Here is an 18,092-nt window from a genome sequence, read left to right as displayed (position 1 = left end):
GTTTCCCTCGTTCATCTCCGCAACGACATGAAACTCTACACGAGATTTAGCCCCGTGTGAAATCGGCGGTCGTTTCAGCTTCCAACCCTGGCCGGAGGCGCCAAAATCAGCGCAGAATCAGGGTTTTGGTTGTTGGTGAGCATCCACAAGGTGCCGTCCGGGGCGAGCGAAACGTCCCTGATCCGCCCGAACCTCGCTGTGAAATGGCTCACAGGTCTGCCCGCTTTTTCACCGTCGAGGGGGACGGCCCACAGCCGCTGGCCCCGTAGCGCCCCGAGGTAAGCCGTGGACCCGGTGATCTCCAGTCCGCTCGGGGAAGATTCCGCGGTGGAAGGCCATACCACCTTGGCATCAATGAAGCCGGGCTTGCCGGGCGCCCCGGTGACCTCAGGCCAGCCGTAATTGCCGCCCGGCCGGATCAGGTTCAGTTCGTCGTCCACGGCGGGCCCGAACTCGCTGGACCACAGCCTGCCCGCGTCGTCCCAGTCGAGGCCTTGCACATTCCGGTGGCCAAAGCTGTAGACCGGGTTGTCACCAAACGGGTTACCCGGCGCCGGCTTGCCGTCAGCAGTGATCCGGAGGATCTTGCCGCCAAGCGCGTTCGGATCCTGGGGCTGTTCGCGCCGTTGCGCATCACCGGTTCCCACATAGAGGTTCCCGTCCGGCCCAAAACGTATGCGGCCGCCGTTGTGGGTTGACGCCTTGGGGATGCCGGAGAAGATTATCTCCGGCGGCCCAAGCCTCAGCGTGCCTCCCGGCTCGGCCTCAGTCAGGGTGAGGCGGGCAATCCTGTTGTCCGCCCGGGCCGTGAAATAGGCAAATATCGACTTGTCCGAGGCGTAGTCCGGTGACACCGCCAGCCCCAGAAGGCCGCCTTCACCTCCGGGCACAACCCCGGGGATGCTGCCAAGCAGCGTTGTCCCGCCGTCCTTGACGGTTTTGACGTCGCCGCTGTCACGTTCAGAAATGACGGCTGTGCCATCCGGCAGAAACACGGTGGACCAGGGCAGCCGCAGCCCTTCCACCGTCCGGAGTACCTGGAGTTCACCGGACGCCTCGCCGCCGCCCGTGGCTGAACCTGCGGTGCCGGTGGGGCCGCCGTCGCCGCCTCCGGTGCAGGCGGACAAAACCAGCGTCCAGACGAGGGCGGCGGCAGGCATAAGGCGGAGTGCAGGCCTGGACGCAGGCACCGTTCGCTCCCGATGCATCCGGACGCCGACCCCCATTGGCGGGACGGCCTAGTGCCGGCTCCGGCGCGGGGCGCGGAATCCTGCCGCTTCCGCGTGCGCGGCCGACTCGAACCAGACTTCCGCAGTGGTTTCCTCGTATCCGGGGCTGGTTTCGTCGTGGTAGATCATCGATTGCGCATTGCCCTTGACCGTATAGCCGTCCGGTCCGCTGCCGTCAGGCCCCGGGGCTGCCGATCCCTCGCCATACGGCTTGTCCGCAGCCAGGTGGCCGGCGGGCTCTGCCGTATGGCTTGCGGCTGCTTCCGTCGCGGCCGAGGAGGCGGCCGCCTGCATTGTCTCTGCGTCTCCCTCGGAGAGGACCTCCGTGCTGCTTCCGCCGGCCGTGCTGCTTACGGCGGCCGTGCCGCTTCCGCTGGCGGGCGGCAGCCCGGCGTCGGCTCCTGGATCCTTGACGTTTGTGTCCTGGACATCTTCCGCCGCGGCCGATTCGGCGCCGGGAAGCGTGGGTGCATGGTGCTCCGTGTACTCAGGGTGGTGAACCGGAACCTGCTGGCCGGTCGCCGCGGCGGGAGTCTCCCCGGCCGCTGATTCCCTGGTAGGAACCTCCTTGGTGTGCACCTGGTCCGCGTGCGGGGTGCTGGCCGCCTCGGACCACTGCGCCTCCCACTCCGCTTTGTCCTCTGTGCGGGCTGCAGCTTCAGGCCCAGCCGCAGTGCCCTCGGGTTTGGCTGTCACGTCAGCTGTCGTTGTAAGCCCGGTGTCTGCGGCGGGCGCGCCGCTGGTCGCCTCGGCGTCATCGTCCCAGTCATCCACGTCTCCGCCGCCGGGTGCGGCGTTCGCTGTCGGGGAAAGGTCCGGCCCGGGTTCCGCCGGCACGGACGGCGACGGCGAAGCGTTGGCCGTCTGGCTGAAACCTGCCGCGCCCGGCATTCCGGCCGTGGCTGCGGCGTCTGCCGACGCTGCTGCACCGCCTCCCGCGGGCCGGTCGACGGCGGACTGCCGTGGCTGTGGAACGGACATGCCGGAATCGGAGGCTGCCGGTGTGCCCGTGGTGTTCCCTGAACTATTTCGGTTCAGGAGCCACCAAACCACTCCGACGATTACTACGATGACGATGACCCAGATAATCCAGTCCATAGCAGTGCCCTTCTGTCCACAAGGCAAGGTTGCCGTTGCTTGACGTTACGTCGGTGTGATTAGGGCTGTAAAGGCTCAGAGCGGCAGGCCGCGTTGCACAAAGTCGGCCATGAATTCATGGAAGTCCGCGGCATCGTGGGCCTGTTCGATGCTTCGGGTCCCCCGAGTGGCCCGTTCCCCCGGACGTACGGACGGCGGAGCCAGGGGCATGGAGTCGTCCACTCCGAATCGGAATGCTTTTCCCGTGCTTGCCGCCACTTCATAACCGCCCGGGGACGAGTTGGCTCCCGGCAGCCGGCGGACGCGGGCGAGATTGGTCATATTGATCGCGACCGGAACGCCCGTGGCCGCCAGGGACTTTTCATCGAACGGGGCCACGACAACCTCGGCCGGGTGCCAGCGGTAGCCGATGACGAAATTCCGTCTCCGCGGGGGAGCCCAGCCCCGGGCTGCCGCCCCCGGGGCCTCGAAGCTGTTCGAACCGCAGACGAGGTTATAGTCGCCGTAGTTGGGGATCTGGCGGTCAAACACGGCCCGGAGCGTCGCCTTGAGCTCTTCGCTGGTGGGCGCGGAAGGAGGGGACGCGGGGTCGGGTGCCGGGTTGACCGGCAAGGGCTTGCTGTTCACAGTGGAGTCCTGATGGTCGGGCAGGCAGAGTGGCTCGCACGCTACCAGACCCGGCTCATGGCTCCTTGTCACGCCGGGGTGCGACGGCCCCACTCAGGGTGCCGTCCTGTAGCCTCGCCTCATGGATTTGAAACGCCTCCGGATTCTCCGTGAACTCTCGGACCGGGGCACAGTGGGCGCCACGGCCGAAGCGATGGAGGTGACGCCCTCGGCCGTCTCGCAGCAGCTTAAGACCCTCCAGGATGAACTGGGCGTTGTCCTCGTTGAAAAGTCCGGCAGGGGAGTGCGCCTGACCGAAGCAGGGCGGGCCATGGCGGCGGCCGCGGCGGACGTTTCGACAGCCATGGCGCGCGCCGAAGCCACCATTGACACGTACCGGCGGGGCTGGCAAACGCATGTCAAAGCGGCCTTCTTCCCGAGTGCAGCGGAAATGTTCCTCCCCGGCCTCCTGCACCGCGTCAAGGCGGTGGAGGGCCTGCGGTTCGAGGCCTGTTTCGAAGACCCCGGCGTCGCGGGATTTGCTGCCCTCGCCGCCGATTACGACATCGTGCTGGCCCATAGCGTGGATGGTCCCGATGTTTTTGCCCGGCAGGGGCTGGTGGTGGTTCCGCTCCTGAATGAACCGCTTGACGTGGCCGTTCCCGCGGGGCACGTCCTGGCGGCGAAGGCTTCGCTAACGGCCGGCGATGTGGTGGGCTTTCCCTGGATGGGCGTTCCGGAAGGTTTTCCATTCGATACGGTGCTGCGGCAAATCGAGGTCCAGGCAGGTTCCCCTGCGGTCCGCGCGCAGCTGTTTCCGGACCTTCGTGTCCTGGAGGCCCTTGTCAGCGCCGGCCACGGGTTGAGCCTGCTGCCGCGGTACACGGCCCTGGGCAACCAGGAACGCGGCTTCGTCCTCCGTCCACTGCTTGGCGTCACTGCCCGGCGCAGCATCGTGGCGCTCGCCCGTCCGGACGTGGCGGCCCGGACCACCATTGCGCAGGTTTTGTCCATGCTCGAGGCTGAAGCCGCCGCCATTGATGCGGCAGGCTTGAGTGACGGCTGACACCTTTTCGACCCTGTGCGCCGCGCTGATCTCATTATGTGAGACGAGAGTCCACTATTTGATCGAAATATTCCCGCTTTTCGGCTTAACGGTCCATTCCGGGTCGTTGGTGCCCATCTTTGCGCCATAGACTTTGACGCATGAGTGAGGACACCCAAACCGCGACAGAAAACAAGCCGGACATCAAGCCCCGCAGCCGGGTCGTAACCGATGGAATCCACGCCGCTCCCGCGCGCGGAATGTTCCGGGCGGTCGGCATGGGCGACGACGACTTTGCGAAGCCCCAGATTGGCGTGGCGAGTTCCTGGAACGAGATCACTCCCTGCAACCTTTCCCTGAACCGGCTGGCCCAGGGCGCCAAGGAAGGCGTCCACGCCGGCGGCGGGTTCCCCATGCAGTTCGGCACCATCTCCGTCTCCGACGGCATCTCCATGGGCCACGAAGGCATGCACTTCTCCCTCGTCTCGCGCGAAGTCATTGCCGACTCCGTGGAAACAGTGATGCAGGCCGAGCGCATTGACGGATCGGTGCTCCTGGCCGGTTGCGACAAGTCCCTGCCCGGAATGCTCATGGCAGCCGCGCGCCTGGACCTCGCCAGCGTGTTCCTCTACGCCGGCTCCATCATGCCCGGCTGGGTCAAGCTGGAGGACGGTTCCGAAAAGGAAGTCACCCTGATCGACGCCTTCGAAGCCGTAGGCGCCTGCGCCGCGGGCAAGATGAGCAGGGGAGACCTTGACCGCATCGAACGCGCCATCTGCCCCGGCGAAGGTGCCTGCGGCGGCATGTACACGGCCAACACCATGGCCTGCATCGGCGAAGCCCTGGGCATGTCCCTGCCGGGCTCCGCAGCCCCGCCCTCGGCAGACCGCCGTCGTGACGAGTTCGCCCGCAAGTCCGGTGAAGCGGTGGTCAACCTGCTCCGCCTCGGCATCACCGCGCGCGACATCATGACTAAGAAGGCCTTCGAGAACGCCATTGCCGTGACCATGGCATTCGGCGGCTCCACCAACGCCGTGCTGCACCTGCTGGCCATCGCCCGTGAAGCTGAAGTGGAACTGACGCTGGACGACTTCAACCGCATCGGCGACAAGATCCCGCACCTGGGCGACCTGAAGCCGTTCGGCCGTTACGTGATGACCGACGTCGACAAGATCGGCGGCGTTCCGGTCATCATGAAGGCGCTGCTCGACGCCGGGCTGCTGCACGGCGACTGCCTCACCGTCACCGGTAAGACCCTGGCGGAAAACCTTGAGTCCATCAACCCGCCGGACCTGGACGGCAAGATCCTGCGTGCCCTGGACAACCCGATCCACAAGACCGGCGGCATCACCATCCTGCACGGCTCGATGGCTCCGGAAGGCGCCGTCGTGAAGAGCGCGGGCTTCGACGCCGACGTTTTCGAAGGCACGGCCCGCGTGTTCGAGCGCGAGCAGGGTGCCCTTGACGCGCTCGACAACGGCAAAATCGCCAAGGGTGACGTCGTGGTCATCCGCTATGAAGGACCGAAGGGTGGCCCGGGCATGCGCGAAATGCTCGCCATCACCGGCGCCATCAAGGGTGCCGGGCTGGGCAAGGATGTTCTGCTTCTCACGGATGGCCGCTTCTCCGGCGGTACCACCGGCCTGTGCATCGGCCACGTCGCGCCTGAAGCCGTCGACGGCGGTCCTATCGCCTTCGTCAAGGACGGTGACCGCATCCGCGTTGACATTGCCGCCCGCAGCTTCGACCTGCTCGTGGACGACGCTGAGCTCGAGTCGCGCAAGATCGGCTGGGAGCCGCTCCCGGCCAAGTTCACCAAGGGCGTCCTGGCCAAGTACGCCAAGCTGGTGCACAGCGCCTCCACCGGCGCATACTGCGGGTAGCAACCCGCAGCCGCGCCGACCCAACTGACTGGCAGTTAACGTCGCCAAACACGCTTTTCGGAGCGTTAACTGCGAGTCAGTTGGGGATGGCGCTCAATCCGTGGACAATGGAGTCCATATAGTGAGACGGGAATGTGTGTCGTTGACACCCGTCTCACTTAGAGGGAAAACTGAACGCATGATCGCATTCGTTACCAACTGCGCCGCTGCAGAAGCAGTCGTCGTCCTTACCAAGCGCGTGGCTCAATAGCCCGACTGGTAACGAACCGTCACGCGCAACCCCTCGAAGAGCCGCCAGGCTGAGGGGTTTTTTTATTTGTTTCAGTTATTGCACCCGTCATGAGAACCACCCGCTAATAAAGATCCACAAAGGAAGAGTCCGATGAGCAAAGGATCGCCGATCAGCCCCTCGCTGATGGCTACAAAGTCCGCTGGAGCCCCCAAGGCTCCGGAACGCGCCGACCGCACGGCCGATGCCGGTGTCGAGCACGCTGCTGCTGTCTCTCCTGTCCTTGGACCGAACAACGTCGTACCCCCGACGGTGATGACCGGTTCACAAGCAATTGTCCGCTCGCTCGAAGAACTCGGCGTGGACGATATTTTTGGTTTGCCCGGTGGCGCGATCCTGCCCACCTATGACCCCTTGATGGCCTCAAGCATGAATCACGTGCTGGTCCGTCACGAACAGGGAGCCGGCCACGCCGCGCAAGGCTACGCCATGGTTACCGGGCGGGTTGGCGTTTGTATTGCCACCTCGGGTCCCGGGGCCACCAACCTCGTTACCGCCATCATGGATGCGCACATGGACTCGGTGCCTCTCGTGGCCATCACCGGCCAGGTGTCCAGCGGAGTCATTGGTACAGATGCTTTCCAGGAAGCGGACATCGTGGGCATCACCATGCCTATCACCAAGCACTCGTTCCTGGTGACCGACCCCAACGACATCCCGCATGTCATGGCGGAGGCGTTCCACCTTGCGTCCACGGGCCGGCCCGGCCCGGTGCTGGTGGATGTCGCCAAGGACGCCCAGCAGGGCCAGATGACTTTCTCCTGGCCGCCGAAGATCGACCTCCCCGGCTACCGCCCGGTGCTCCGCGGCCACAACAAGCAGGTTCGCGAAGCAGCGAAGCTGATTGCCACGGCCAGCAAGCCCGTCCTCTACGTCGGCGGCGGCGTGGTGAAGGCGCACGCCTCCGTTGAGCTGCGGGAACTCGCAGAAATCACCGGCGCGCCCGTGGTCACCACCCTGATGGCGCGGGGCGTGTTCCCTGACTCGCACCCGCAGCATGTCGGCATGCCGGGCATGCACGGCACGGTCTCCGCCGTGACCGCGCTGCAGCAGTCCGACCTGCTCATCACGCTGGGAGCCCGTTTCGACGACCGGGTAACCGGCGTCCTGAAGACGTTCGCGCCGAATGCGAAGGTGATACACGCGGATATCGATCCTGCCGAGATCTCCAAGAACCGCACAGCGGACGTTCCGATCGTGGGCTCCGTCAAGGAGATCATTCCGGAGCTCACCGAGGCCGTGAAGACGCAGTTTGCGGCTTCCGGTAAGCCGGACCTGGAGAACTGGTGGACGTTCCTGAACAACCTGAAGGAAACGTATCCGCTGGGCTGGACCGAGCCGGAGGACGGGCTCACCGCACCGCAGCGCGTCATTGAGCGCATCGGTGCCCTGACCGGTCCCGAAGGGATCTACGTCGCTGGCGTTGGCCAGCACCAGATGTGGGCGGCGCAGTTCATCAAGTACGAACGCCCCCACGCCTGGCTGAACTCAGGCGGAGCCGGCACCATGGGCTACGCCGTCCCCGCAGCCATGGGCGCCAAAGTGGGCGCGCCCGACCGCGTGGTCTGGGCCATCGACGGCGACGGGTGCTTTCAGATGACCAACCAGGAACTGGCCACCTGCGCCATCAACAAGATCCCCATCAAGGTTGCCGTCATCAACAACTCCTCGCTGGGCATGGTGCGCCAGTGGCAGACCCTCTTCTACGAAGGCCGCTACTCGAACACCGACCTGAACACCGGCCACGAAACCGTCCGGATCCCGGACTTCGTGAAACTGGGCGAGGCCTATGGCTGCGCATCCTTCCGGTGCGAGCGCGCTGAGGACATCGACGCGACCATCCAGAAAGCCCTGGAAATCAATGACCGCCCCGTGGTCATCGACTTCGTGGTGAGCCCGGACTCCATGGTGTGGCCAATGGTGCCCGCCGGAGTGAGTAACGACCAGATCCAGGTCGCCCGCAACATGACCCCGGAATGGGAAGAGGAGGACTGATCATGACCCGCCACACGCTGTCCGTTCTGGTCGAAGACAAACCCGGTGTGCTGACCCGAGTCGCGAGCCTCTTCGCCCGCCGGGCCTTCAACATCAATTCACTGGCCGTCGGCCCGACGGAAGTTCCGGGCATGTCCCGGATGACCGTCGTCGTCGACGCCGACGGTGACCTGATCGAACAGGTCACCAAGCAGTTGAACAAACTAATCAATGTGATCAAGATTGTTGAACTCACCTCAGAATCTTCCGTACAGCGCGACCACATCCTGGTCAAGGTACGTGCGGATGCCGCAACACGCCTGCAGGTGACCCAGGCTGCAGACCTGTTCCGCGCTTCAGTGGTCGACGTCTCCACAGACTCGGTGGTCATTGAAGCAACCGGCCATCCCGAAAAGCTCACCGCGCTGTTGTCAGTGCTCGAGCCCTTCGGCATCCGCGAAATTGTGCAGTCCGGCACCCTTGCCGTTGGACGGGGATCCCGCTCCATGAGTGACAGGGCCTTGCGCTCCGCTTGAGACACAGTCTCGGCCGCAGGCGGGGCACAGTCCCGCCTGCGGAGCAACGCCCGTGCAGTACCGCAACACCACAGACTATTTACACCAGAGAATCCACTCAAAAGGAGTTACGCAAGTGACTGAAATGTTCTACGACGACGACGCAGACCTCTCCATCATCCAGGGCCGGAAGGTGGCCATCGTCGGCTATGGCTCGCAGGGCCACGCCCACGCCCTGAACCTGCGCGACTCCGGCGTCGAGGTGACGATCGCCCTCAAGGAGGGCTCTTCCTCGATCGCCAAGGCCCAGGAGGCCGGCTTCACGGTCAAGAACGTCGCCGACGCCGCCGAATGGGCAGACGTCATCATGATCCTGGCGCCGGACCAGTACCAGCGCTCGATCTACAACGACTCCATCAAGGACAAGCTGACCCCCGGCAAGGCCCTGGCCTTCGCGCACGGGTTCAACATCCGCTTCGGCTACATCCAGGCACCGGAGGGCGTTGACGTCATCCTGATCGCCCCGAAGGCTCCCGGCCACACCGTGCGCCGCGAATTCGAAGCCGGCCGCGGCATCCCGGACATCATCGCCGTCGAGCAGGACGCCACCGGCGCAGCCTGGGACCTCGCGAAGTCCTACGCCAAGGCAATTGGCGGCACCCGCGCAGGTGTCATCAAGACCACTTTCACCGAAGAGACCGAGACCGACCTGTTCGGCGAGCAGGCAGTCCTGTGCGGCGGTGTCTCCCAGCTGGTCCAGTACGGCTTCGAGACCCTCACCGAGGCCGGCTACCAGCCGCAGATCGCCTACTTCGAGGTCCTGCACGAGCTCAAGCTCATCGTTGACCTCATGTGGGAAGGCGGCATTGCCAAGCAGCGCTGGAGCGTTTCCGACACCGCAGAGTACGGCGACTACGTTTCCGGCCCGCGCGTCATCACCCCCGAGGTGAAGGAAAACATGAAGGCTGTCCTCGCCGACATCCAGAACGGCGCGTTCGCCAAGCGCTTCATCGAGGACCAGGACAACGGCGGCGTCGAGTTCAAGGCGCTGCGGGCCAAGGCAGAGCAGCACCCCATCGAGAGCGTTGGCCGCGAACTGCGCGGGCTCTTCTCCTGGCAGCAGCAGGACGAGGACTACGTCGAGGGCTCGGCAGCCCGCTAAGGCCGCCTGCCGCCCAGGCCGTCGGCCAGGCGCCCTTCAGGAGTCAACAGTGAGGCCGGGTTCACACTTAACAATGTGAGCCCGGCCTTTCCGTCAGCCTAGACTTGATTTATCCCCCGGACTGCAACGCAGAGGATCAGCCGTGTCAAAACCCGTAGTACTGCTCGCCGAAGAACTTTCACCCGCCACAGTCGAGGCCCTCGGCCCGGACTTTGAAATCCGCCAGACCGATGGCGCCGACCGTTCCCAGCTGCTCTCTGCCATCGCGGATGTTGACGCAATCCTGGTCCGCTCCGCCACACAGGTGGACGCCGAAGCCATCGCCGCGGCCAAGAACCTCAAGGTCATTGCCCGCGCAGGGGTCGGCTTGGACAATGTCGACATCAAGGCCGCCACGCAGGCCGGTGTCATGGTCGTCAACGCGCCGACGTCGAACATCGTCTCCGCCGCCGAACTGACCGTGGGCCACATCCTGAGCCTCGCCCGCCACATTCCGCAGGCCAGCGCCGCGCTCAAGGACGGCGAATGGAAGCGCTCCAAGTACACGGGCATTGAACTTTACGAAAAGAAGATCGGCATCATCGGCCTCGGCCGTATCGGCGCCCTGGTGGCAGCCCGCCTGAAGGGCTTCGACACCAAGATCCTGGCGTACGACCCCTACATCACCTCCGCCCGTGCCGCCCAGCTGGGCGTGCAGCTGGTCACCCTGGACGAACTGCTGGCGCAGTCCGACTTCATCACCATCCACATGCCCAAGACGCCTGAAACGGTGGGCATGCTGGGCGCTGAGGCGTTCAAGAAGATGAAGAAGACCGCCTACGTCATCAACGTGGCCCGCGGCGGACTGGTGGACGAGGAAGCCCTCCACGCCGCCCTGAAGGACGGCGAAATCGCCGGCGCCGGTGTTGACGTCTTCGTCAAGGAACCCAGCACCGACCTGCCGTTCTTCGAGATGGACAACGTGGTGGTGACCCCGCACCTGGGCGCATCCACTGACGAAGCGCAGGAAAAAGCAGGCGTTTCCGTGGCCAAGTCGGTACGGCTCGCCCTGGCCGGTGAACTGGTTCCGGATGCCGTCAACGTTGCCGGCGGCGTCATCGCGCCGGACGTCCGTCCGGGCATCCCGCTGATCGAGAAGCTGGGCCGCATCTTCACCGCCCTGACCCACGCATCCCTGACGCAGTTCGATGTTGAAGTTGCCGGTGAGATCGCCTCCCTCGACGTCAAGGTGCTGGAACTGGCGGCACTCAAGGGCATCTTCGCCGACGTCGTGACGGAACAGGTTTCCTACGTCAACGCCCCGGTCATTGCCGAGCAGCGCGGCATCAACGTCCGCCTCATCACCACCCCCGACACCGAGTCGTACCGCAACCTCCTGACTCTGCGTGGTGCCCTCAGCGACGGCAGCCAGATCTCCGTGGCCGGAACGCTTACGGGTCCCAAGCAGATCCAGAAGCTCGTGGGCGTCAACGGCTACGAGGTGGAAATCCCCATCAGCGAGCACCTGGTGGTGGTGGCCTACGCGGACCGCCCCGGCGTGATCGGCACCATCGGGCACATCCTTGGCATGAACAACATCAATATTGCCGGCATGCAGGTTGCGCGCCAGGCTGAGGGCGGCCAGGTCCTGGCCCTCCTGACCATTGACAGCTCGGTTCCGCAGCAGGTCCTTGACGCGATCAAGGCCGGCATCGGCGCCGAGATGGTACGGGAAGTCGACCTCGAAGACTGACCTCCCGCCTATTCGGTGAACTTCTCGTGACAGACGTTAACTTCTGCCACGTATGATTGGCCGGTCTGCGTACAATGGCTGGGTCCGATTTTCGGATCCGGCCCGCAGACCGGCCGTTATTTTTTGCACATCCGGCAGGGGACGCCTTCACATCCATTTGGTGTGGACTGAGGTGTGCGCTCACGCAATCCAGCTTTTCAGGGAGCCCAATGAACGCCGTCCAGAGGTTCATCAGAAGCCGAGTGCTTTTGCTGACCGCGGCCATTTTGATCGTCGCCATGTGCCTGTCCGTCCTCGTCCAGGGCCAGTCGCAGGCAGCGCTCAACCGAACAGTCGACCAGAATTCCCGCGGACTCTATGACATCCTGGTCCAGGCCAAGGCGGGGTCCGGCGGAGCGCTCATGCAGCCGGAAATCGCCAACGGCCAGGGCGGCATCAGCTTCGACCAGCTGGACGGGATCCGGAAACTGTCCGGTACGTCCGTGGCGGCTCCCATCAGCCTCGTGTCACGGGTATCCCAGAACCTCGAGTCGCCGCGCCTTGACGCCATGGACTACCTGGGCTTCAACTCCGGACTCGTGGGTACGGCGACCGCCGGGGAACCCGGCGCAACCGATCCCAGCAAATGGCCGGCAGCGGAATCGGTCCTCACTGACGAGGCCAAGAAGTACCGGCTGACCGCCAGCGCCGTCAGTTCGGACGGCCAGTCGGAACAGACCCTGTTCAAGTCCATGGCCGAGGGTTCCCTCGGCAAGGCCAGGCTCGTCGAGGAGCAGGCCGCAGGCGGCAAGAGCATCCGCATCGCGGGCGCCGAAGGGGAAACCGGCATCAAGTTCCCGGCCCCCGCGGGCGGATCCGAACACAACCTCTTCAACCTTTCAGTGTCACTGCCGCTGGCCCCGCAGGTGACTGAGTCCGTCGTCGCCGTCGACCCCGTCTCCGAACGTGCCCTGCTGGGCACTGCCGGCGACTTCCTGGCTCCGCTCGAAAAGGCGCCGCCGGCGGACGCCCGGAACGCCGGGGCCATTGGCCGGCATTTCGAGAGCCTGTTCACCACAGGCATCAGCATGAAGGAGCTCGAAGAAGGTCCGGACTTCCTCGGCGTCAAGCTCAAGTACTGGGCGCCCCTGATGACCCAGTACCAGCAGGCAAAACGGAACGGCCAGCTCACCGCGGATTCCCAGGCCATCCCGCTGATCGTGCGCTCCGGCACGTCCCTGGACCTCAAGTACTCCGTGAAGATCGAAGAAATCGACGACTCCGGAAACGTGGTCAAGGATGTCGGCACGGTGACCAGGTCGCTGGACAAGGACTACCTGCCGTTCGTTTCGAAATCACCGTTTGCACTCTCCTGGCCGGGCTCGCAGGACTACTCCCAGCTCCTGGGAAACACCGGCAACTTCAGCCAGGGCCTCTACAACCCGGCAACGTGGAGCACCGACTTCGCCTCCGCCCCCAAGTACACCGACGGTGCCACCGCCGGCAACGGCGCCGTGGACAAGACCGCAACGCCGGGGGAGTGGATCACCGTCAACCGGCTCCCGGAGAAGGGCGCCGGCGGCGCACCGGTCGACCAGACCCAGCGCGAGCCGGTGGACGAGCGTTCCTACCGCGAAAGCCTGCAGACCGGCACCAAGGTCGCGGCACCGCTGGCCATGGTCTACGGCACGTTCGACGCCGATAAGGTCAGGGAAGCTGCGGGGGACGTCAACCGGCTGCCCCTGGGCGGCTACGACCCCTCACCGCTGACCCTGACCGAGGATGCCCAGGGCAAGAAGGTGGAGAACACCGTACTCAAGCCCTCACTGAGCGCCACGGGCCTGGTCAGCCAGTCCGCCGGTGCCATTACGGACTTCTACGGCCTCGCCGCGGCCCGCGGATATGAAGAGAATGCTTCGGTGATTGACGCCGTCCGGGTCCGGGCCAAGGCGCCCGGCAGCTGGAAGGAGTCGCAGCCGGAGGTGGAGAAGCTCGCGAACGAAATCCGGGACATGGGACTGGAAGCGACCGTGGTTGCCGGCTCCGCGCGTGAAGACGCCAACATCTTTGTGCCGGGTTACTCCAAGGACGACGCCGGCAAGGAATCCGCGCTCGGCACCGTCACCCAGTCGTGGGTCCGCCAGGATGCCGCCGACGCCGTGTCCGGCTCATTGACCGGTACCAACATCACGCTGCTGTTCCTCACCTTGTGCGGCGCGGCCCTGCTCACCGGTGCCTCCACCGTCAGCTACATCCGCCAGCGCCGCCGCGAAGCCGGCACCCTGCGGGCCATGGGCTGGACCCAGAAGAGGATCCGGAGCTGGGTGCTCGCGGAGTTCGGCGTGGGCGCCGCCCTCCTGGCGATCGCCGGCACCATCCTGAGCCTGCTCAGCTGGAACCTCGCCACGGTCATCGTTTCCGTTTCAGTCCTGGTTCTCTACGCCGCCGCGGCCTACTTCGCGGCACGGCAGCTGAGGCACCGTGACGAAGTGGACCAGGAGCCGCAGCACGACGAGCGGCTGATCGCCGTCGACTCCCCGCTCACGTTCGCCAACCGCCAGCTGAGCACCAACAAATTCAACACGATCTCACTGGCTGTGGCAGTGGGTGTGTTCGGCGCCGCCGTGGGCGGACTCATCGCCTTGCTGATCGACATCCCGCGGGCCGCCGGCGCAAGCGCCCTGAGCGGGCTGGCGGCGGCCAGCGTGGCGCTGCCCAGCATCGTCCTGGCACTGTCTGGCGTAGCCGTGGGCCTGGTGCTGACCCTCGTCACCGGCCGCTTCGAGCTGCAGGCCAAACGCCAGTACCTTGGCACCCTTGAAGCCATGGGCTGGAACCCGGACATGCTTGGCCAGGTCCGGCTGTTCGAAAACGCCCTCGTGGGCACGGTGGCCCTGCCGCTGGGCGTGGTCGGCGCCCTCGGCATCGGGCTCCTGCTTGCACCCTATGCCGCGATCTGGGCCGCCCTGGCCGGACTCGTGGCTGTACTTTGCTGGATTCCAATTGCAACGAAAGTGGTCCAATGAACAACGACCTGAATCTCGACCGGATTCCCCAGGATGACGCCGGGGACGGCTCGCTCCAGACCCGTGCCAACACCATCCTGAAGGCCGCGGACCACGGGACCCCGCTGGAACTGAGCAACATCACCATCCGCTACGGCGGGCAGAAGGGCGGCGCCGACGCCGTCAACGTCGTCGAAGGCTTCGACCTGACGCTCCACGCCGGGGAGATGCACTGCGTTGCCGGCCGAAGCGGCTCCGGCAAGACGAGTATCCTGACCGTCGGCGCCGGCCTCACCCTGCCGACGTCGGGCCGTGTCTTCTGGGAGGGCCAGTCACTGGAGAGCATGGGCGACGACGAAATCGCCGACCGCCGCCGGGCCCTGATCGGCTACGTTGACCAGGGCGGCGCGCTGATCGACGGCATGAGCGCCCTCGAGAACGTGCTGCTGCCCGCCGTGCCGGACGGTGAAGTGGACCAGCGCCGCGACATGGCCAAGGACCTCCTGGACCTTGTCGGCCTGGGGCGGCGGATGCGCCACCGCCCGGCGCAGTTGTCCGGCGGCGAGCGTCAGCGCGTGGCGATTGCGCGTGCACTGATCCTCGGAACGCGCGTCCTCGTGGTCGACGAACCCACGGCAAGCTTGGACCGCACTTCGGCCAACCGCATCATCAGCATCCTCAAGGACACCACGTCCGACGGAATAGCCGTGCTGGTGGCGTCACATGACCACGAACTTGTCCGGCTCAGCGATACCCTGACCGAACTGATCTAGATTTGGGGGTAGTACTCCCAGCTCCCGGTCCGCCACGCTTTCGAAAAAAGGTAACTTCCCAGAGTGTCGTCTTCAGCCCAGACCCCGTTCTACATCACCACTGCCATCACGTACCCCAACGGTGTGCCCCACATCGGCCACGCCTATGAGTACATTGCTACGGACGCAATGGCACGGTTCAAGCGCCTGGACGGTTACGACGTCTTCTTCCTGACCGGAACTGACGAACATGGCATGAAGATCGCGCAGACGGCCGACAAGGAAGGCATTACGCCGAAGGAACTGGTGGACCGGAACGCTGAGATCTACAAGGCCGCCCATTCCGCCCTGGGAATCTCGTACGACCGCTTCATCCGGACCACGGACGAGGACCACTACGCCGCATCCCAGGCCATCTGGAAGAAGATGGAGGCCAACGGGGACATCTACCTGTCCAAGTACGAGGGCTGGTACTCGGTCCGCGACGAGGCGTACTACGTTGAAGACGAGACCGTGGTCAAGGAGGACGGCCTCCGCTACTCGCGCGAGACGGATACCGAACTGACGTGGACGGCCGAGGAAAGCTACTTCTTCCGGCTTTCCGCCTACCAGGACAAGCTGCTGGCGCTGTATGAAGCACACCCCGAATTCGGTGCCCCCCAGTCCCGTTTCAACGAGGTCATCAGTTTCGTCAAGCGCGGACTCGAGGACCTGTCCATCAGCCGGACGACGTTCGACTGGGGCGTTCCCGTCCCCGGCAATGACAAGCACGTGATGTACGTGTGGGTGGATGCGTTGACCAACTACCTCACCGGCGTGGGCTACCCGGACACCGAATCGGAATCGTTCAAGAAGTACTGGCCGGCCGACGTCCACGTGATCGGCAAGGACATTTCCCGGTTCCACGCCATTTACTGGCCGGCGTTCCTGATGAGCGCCGGGCTGGAGCTGCCCAGGCGGATCATGATCCACGGCTTCCTGAACAACAACGGCGTCAAGATGTCCAAGTCGCTGGGCAACGTGGTGGCGCCGTCCGACTTCGTGGCCCAGTACGGCCTTGACCAGGTGCGTTTCTTCTTCCTGCGGGAAGTTCCTTTCGGCGCCGACGGCAGCTACAGCCATGAAGCCATCGTGGGCCGGATGAACTCCGACCTCGCCAACAACTTCGGAAACCTGGCACAGCGCTCATTGTCCATGGTCGCCAAGAACTGCGAGGGACGGGTCCCGGTCCCGGGCGCCTTTACGGCGGAGGACAGCGCGCTGCTGGCCCGGGCCAATGGCCTGCTGGACGCTGCCCGGGCGGCGTTCGAGAAGCAGGAATTCAGCCGCGCCCTGGAGGCGATCTGGGGCGTCCTGGGCGACACCAACGCGTACTTCGCCGAGCAGGCACCGTGGGTCCTGCGGAAGACCGACGTCGAACGCATGAACACGGTGCTGTACGTGACCCTTGAGGTGCTCCGGATCGTGGCCATCCTGGTCCAGCCGGTTATGCCGACGGCGTCGGCAGCGCTTCTGGCGACCCTCGGCCAGCCCGACGGCGACGCCCGCCTCTTCGCGGCGATCGCCAAGCCGCTCGTTCCCGGGACGGAACTCCCGGCTCCTTCCCCGATCTTTCCGAAGTACGAGGAACCGGCCGAAGGGTAGTCCCTCGGCCCTACCCGCTGAACGTACCAACCGACTGTGCGCTCCCTCGCTTGCCCGGCAAGCGGGGGAGCGTTCTGCGTTGCCCGCAGGAACGCCGTGCCGCGCCGCCGCACGGGCGGACGCCTGCCAAGTAGTCCTCCCTCATGCATGCGAGTGAATATATTCACGAAGCAAGTAATTAGTACCTGTGCCCGGTTGAGTAAACGCGTACCTGTTACTCGGGTTTAACTCCCGCCGCAAACCTAGCCTGAAAAGGCAAGCGAACTGACGACACTGTCTGGGGAGTAACTGTCACCTTCAATTCGCTGTTTGAGGTCTCACGCAGTTGTTTTTCCTGGTCTCGACGACGGTTACTCCGCGCAGTCAGTCCGTTCGATCGGATTTGGTATGGAGGGACCGAACATGAAACGGACAATCGCCACTCTGGGGGTGGTGGGCCTCGGGATTATGGGGGCCACAGTCGCGGCCTATGCCGCGCCACCGACTTCCAGCAACAACGACAGCATCACGATTTGCCACGCCAAGGGCGGCTCCGGCAGTTACACGGCCGTAGAGGTGAGTGTCAACGGGCTTTCGGGACACAGCGGGCACGCCGATGACGTGGTCCCGCAGAACGCCGGTGACACGCTTCCCGGGGGACAGAACCTGACGCCGGCAAACCTGGCGCTCCTCGCCCAGGGCTGCGAGGCAGGCGGGGTGGTGACCCCGACGACCTCGCCGTCGCCCACGACTCCGCCGACGGATGAACCGACCGACGAGCCGACGGACGAGCCGACGACACCGGCGACGGATGAGCCGACCACTCCGGCGACGGATGAGCCCACGACACCGGCGACAGATGGGCCGACCACTCCGGCGACGGATCAGCCCACGACTCCGGCGGTGGTGACTGTGGTGGTGCCGCCGGCAACCACTCCGGCCGCCGTCACCCCGGCTCCTGCCGCGGTGACGCCGGTGACGTCAGCGCCCCGGGGTGCTGCAGCTGGTGCCGTTCCGGCAGCGAACAATGAGGGCTACAACGTCCAGACCGCAGTCGGCAAGTCCGGCGCCGGCATTCCGCAGTGGCTTGCCGCGGTGACCGGCTTCTTCGTCACAGTCGGTGCCTGGGTGCTCGTGAAGAGCGGCCTGCGGTTCCGCCGGGCGAACAGCTAGGGAATCAGACCGGGGGCGGGTGCCGTG

13 protein-coding genes are annotated in these 18,092 nt (G+C 65.0%); 10 read left to right on the top strand and 3 right to left on the bottom strand.

Going from position 1 to position 18,092, the window contains the following annotated elements; genetic code table 11:
* Window positions 1-74 precede the first annotated feature (74 nt).
* From ACSQ12_RS13220 to ACSQ12_RS13210, 3 genes are all read right to left on the bottom strand, one after another.
* Entirely contained in the window at window positions 75-1,208 is a 1,134-nt protein-coding gene (locus ACSQ12_RS13220; protein WP_436066997.1) for a PQQ-dependent sugar dehydrogenase, read from the bottom strand.
* Between the two features lie 30 nt (window positions 1,209-1,238).
* On the bottom strand, window positions 1,239-2,327 hold the full coding sequence (locus ACSQ12_RS13215) for a sunset domain-containing protein (RefSeq protein ID WP_436065694.1): 1,089 nt from the start codon (window positions 2,325-2,327) through the stop codon (window positions 1,239-1,241).
* 75 nt (window positions 2,328-2,402) lie between these two features.
* On the bottom strand, window positions 2,403-2,954 hold the full coding sequence (locus tag ACSQ12_RS13210) for a hypothetical protein (protein ID WP_436065693.1): 552 nt from the start codon (window positions 2,952-2,954) through the stop codon (window positions 2,403-2,405).
* A gap of 121 nt (window positions 2,955-3,075) precedes the next feature.
* Here ACSQ12_RS13210 and ACSQ12_RS13205 point away from each other — a divergent pair, with 121 nt between their 5' ends.
* From ACSQ12_RS13205 to ACSQ12_RS13160, 10 genes are all read left to right on the top strand, one after another.
* The gene (locus ACSQ12_RS13205) at window positions 3,076-3,999 is read left to right on the top strand and encodes a LysR family transcriptional regulator (RefSeq protein ID WP_436065692.1); all 924 of its coding nucleotides are present in this window, start codon (window positions 3,076-3,078) and stop codon (window positions 3,997-3,999) included.
* A 140-nt stretch (window positions 4,000-4,139) separates the two neighbouring features.
* Complete coding sequence (gene ilvD, locus ACSQ12_RS13200) at window positions 4,140-5,861, top strand: dihydroxy-acid dehydratase (protein WP_436065691.1); 1,722 nt, start codon at window positions 4,140-4,142, stop codon at window positions 5,859-5,861.
* 382 nt (window positions 5,862-6,243) lie between these two features.
* On the top strand, window positions 6,244-8,145 hold the full coding sequence (locus ACSQ12_RS13195; protein WP_436065690.1) for an acetolactate synthase large subunit: 1,902 nt from the start codon (window positions 6,244-6,246) through the stop codon (window positions 8,143-8,145).
* Between the two features lie 2 nt (window positions 8,146-8,147).
* On the top strand, window positions 8,148-8,660 hold the full coding sequence (gene ilvN / locus ACSQ12_RS13190; RefSeq protein ID WP_011692379.1) for an acetolactate synthase small subunit: 513 nt from the start codon (window positions 8,148-8,150) through the stop codon (window positions 8,658-8,660).
* A gap of 115 nt (window positions 8,661-8,775) precedes the next feature.
* On the top strand, window positions 8,776-9,801 hold the full coding sequence (gene ilvC, locus ACSQ12_RS13185; protein WP_209743818.1) for a ketol-acid reductoisomerase: 1,026 nt from the start codon (window positions 8,776-8,778) through the stop codon (window positions 9,799-9,801).
* 142 nt (window positions 9,802-9,943) lie between these two features.
* Window positions 9,944-11,533 (top strand): phosphoglycerate dehydrogenase, encoded by a 1,590-nt coding sequence (gene serA, locus ACSQ12_RS13180; protein ID WP_209743822.1) that lies wholly within the window; start codon window positions 9,944-9,946, stop codon window positions 11,531-11,533.
* A gap of 209 nt (window positions 11,534-11,742) precedes the next feature.
* Window positions 11,743-14,538, top strand: a complete 2,796-nt coding sequence (locus ACSQ12_RS13175) for an ABC transporter permease (protein WP_436065689.1) — start codon at window positions 11,743-11,745, stop codon at window positions 14,536-14,538.
* Window positions 14,535-15,290: an ABC transporter ATP-binding protein gene (locus tag ACSQ12_RS13170; RefSeq protein WP_011692375.1), complete on the top strand. Its 756-nt coding sequence runs from the start codon at window positions 14,535-14,537 to the stop codon at window positions 15,288-15,290. Before ACSQ12_RS13175 ends, ACSQ12_RS13170 begins: the two co-directional genes overlap by 4 nt.
* 63 nt (window positions 15,291-15,353) lie before the next feature.
* Window positions 15,354-16,913 (top strand): methionine--tRNA ligase, encoded by a 1,560-nt coding sequence (gene metG / locus ACSQ12_RS13165; RefSeq protein WP_436065688.1) that lies wholly within the window; start codon window positions 15,354-15,356, stop codon window positions 16,911-16,913.
* A 402-nt stretch (window positions 16,914-17,315) separates the two neighbouring features.
* Window positions 17,316-18,065, top strand: coding sequence for a hypothetical protein (locus ACSQ12_RS13160; RefSeq protein WP_436065687.1), 750 nt, complete (start codon window positions 17,316-17,318; stop codon window positions 18,063-18,065).
* Window positions 18,066-18,092 lie beyond the last annotated feature (27 nt).

It is taken from the genome of Arthrobacter sp. LjRoot14 (assembly GCF_964253905.1).
GTDB lineage: Bacteria > Actinomycetota > Actinomycetes > Actinomycetales > Micrococcaceae > Arthrobacter.
The sequence above is the reverse complement of the archived record's forward strand: the minus strand, read 5'-3'. Positions and strand labels throughout refer to the sequence as shown.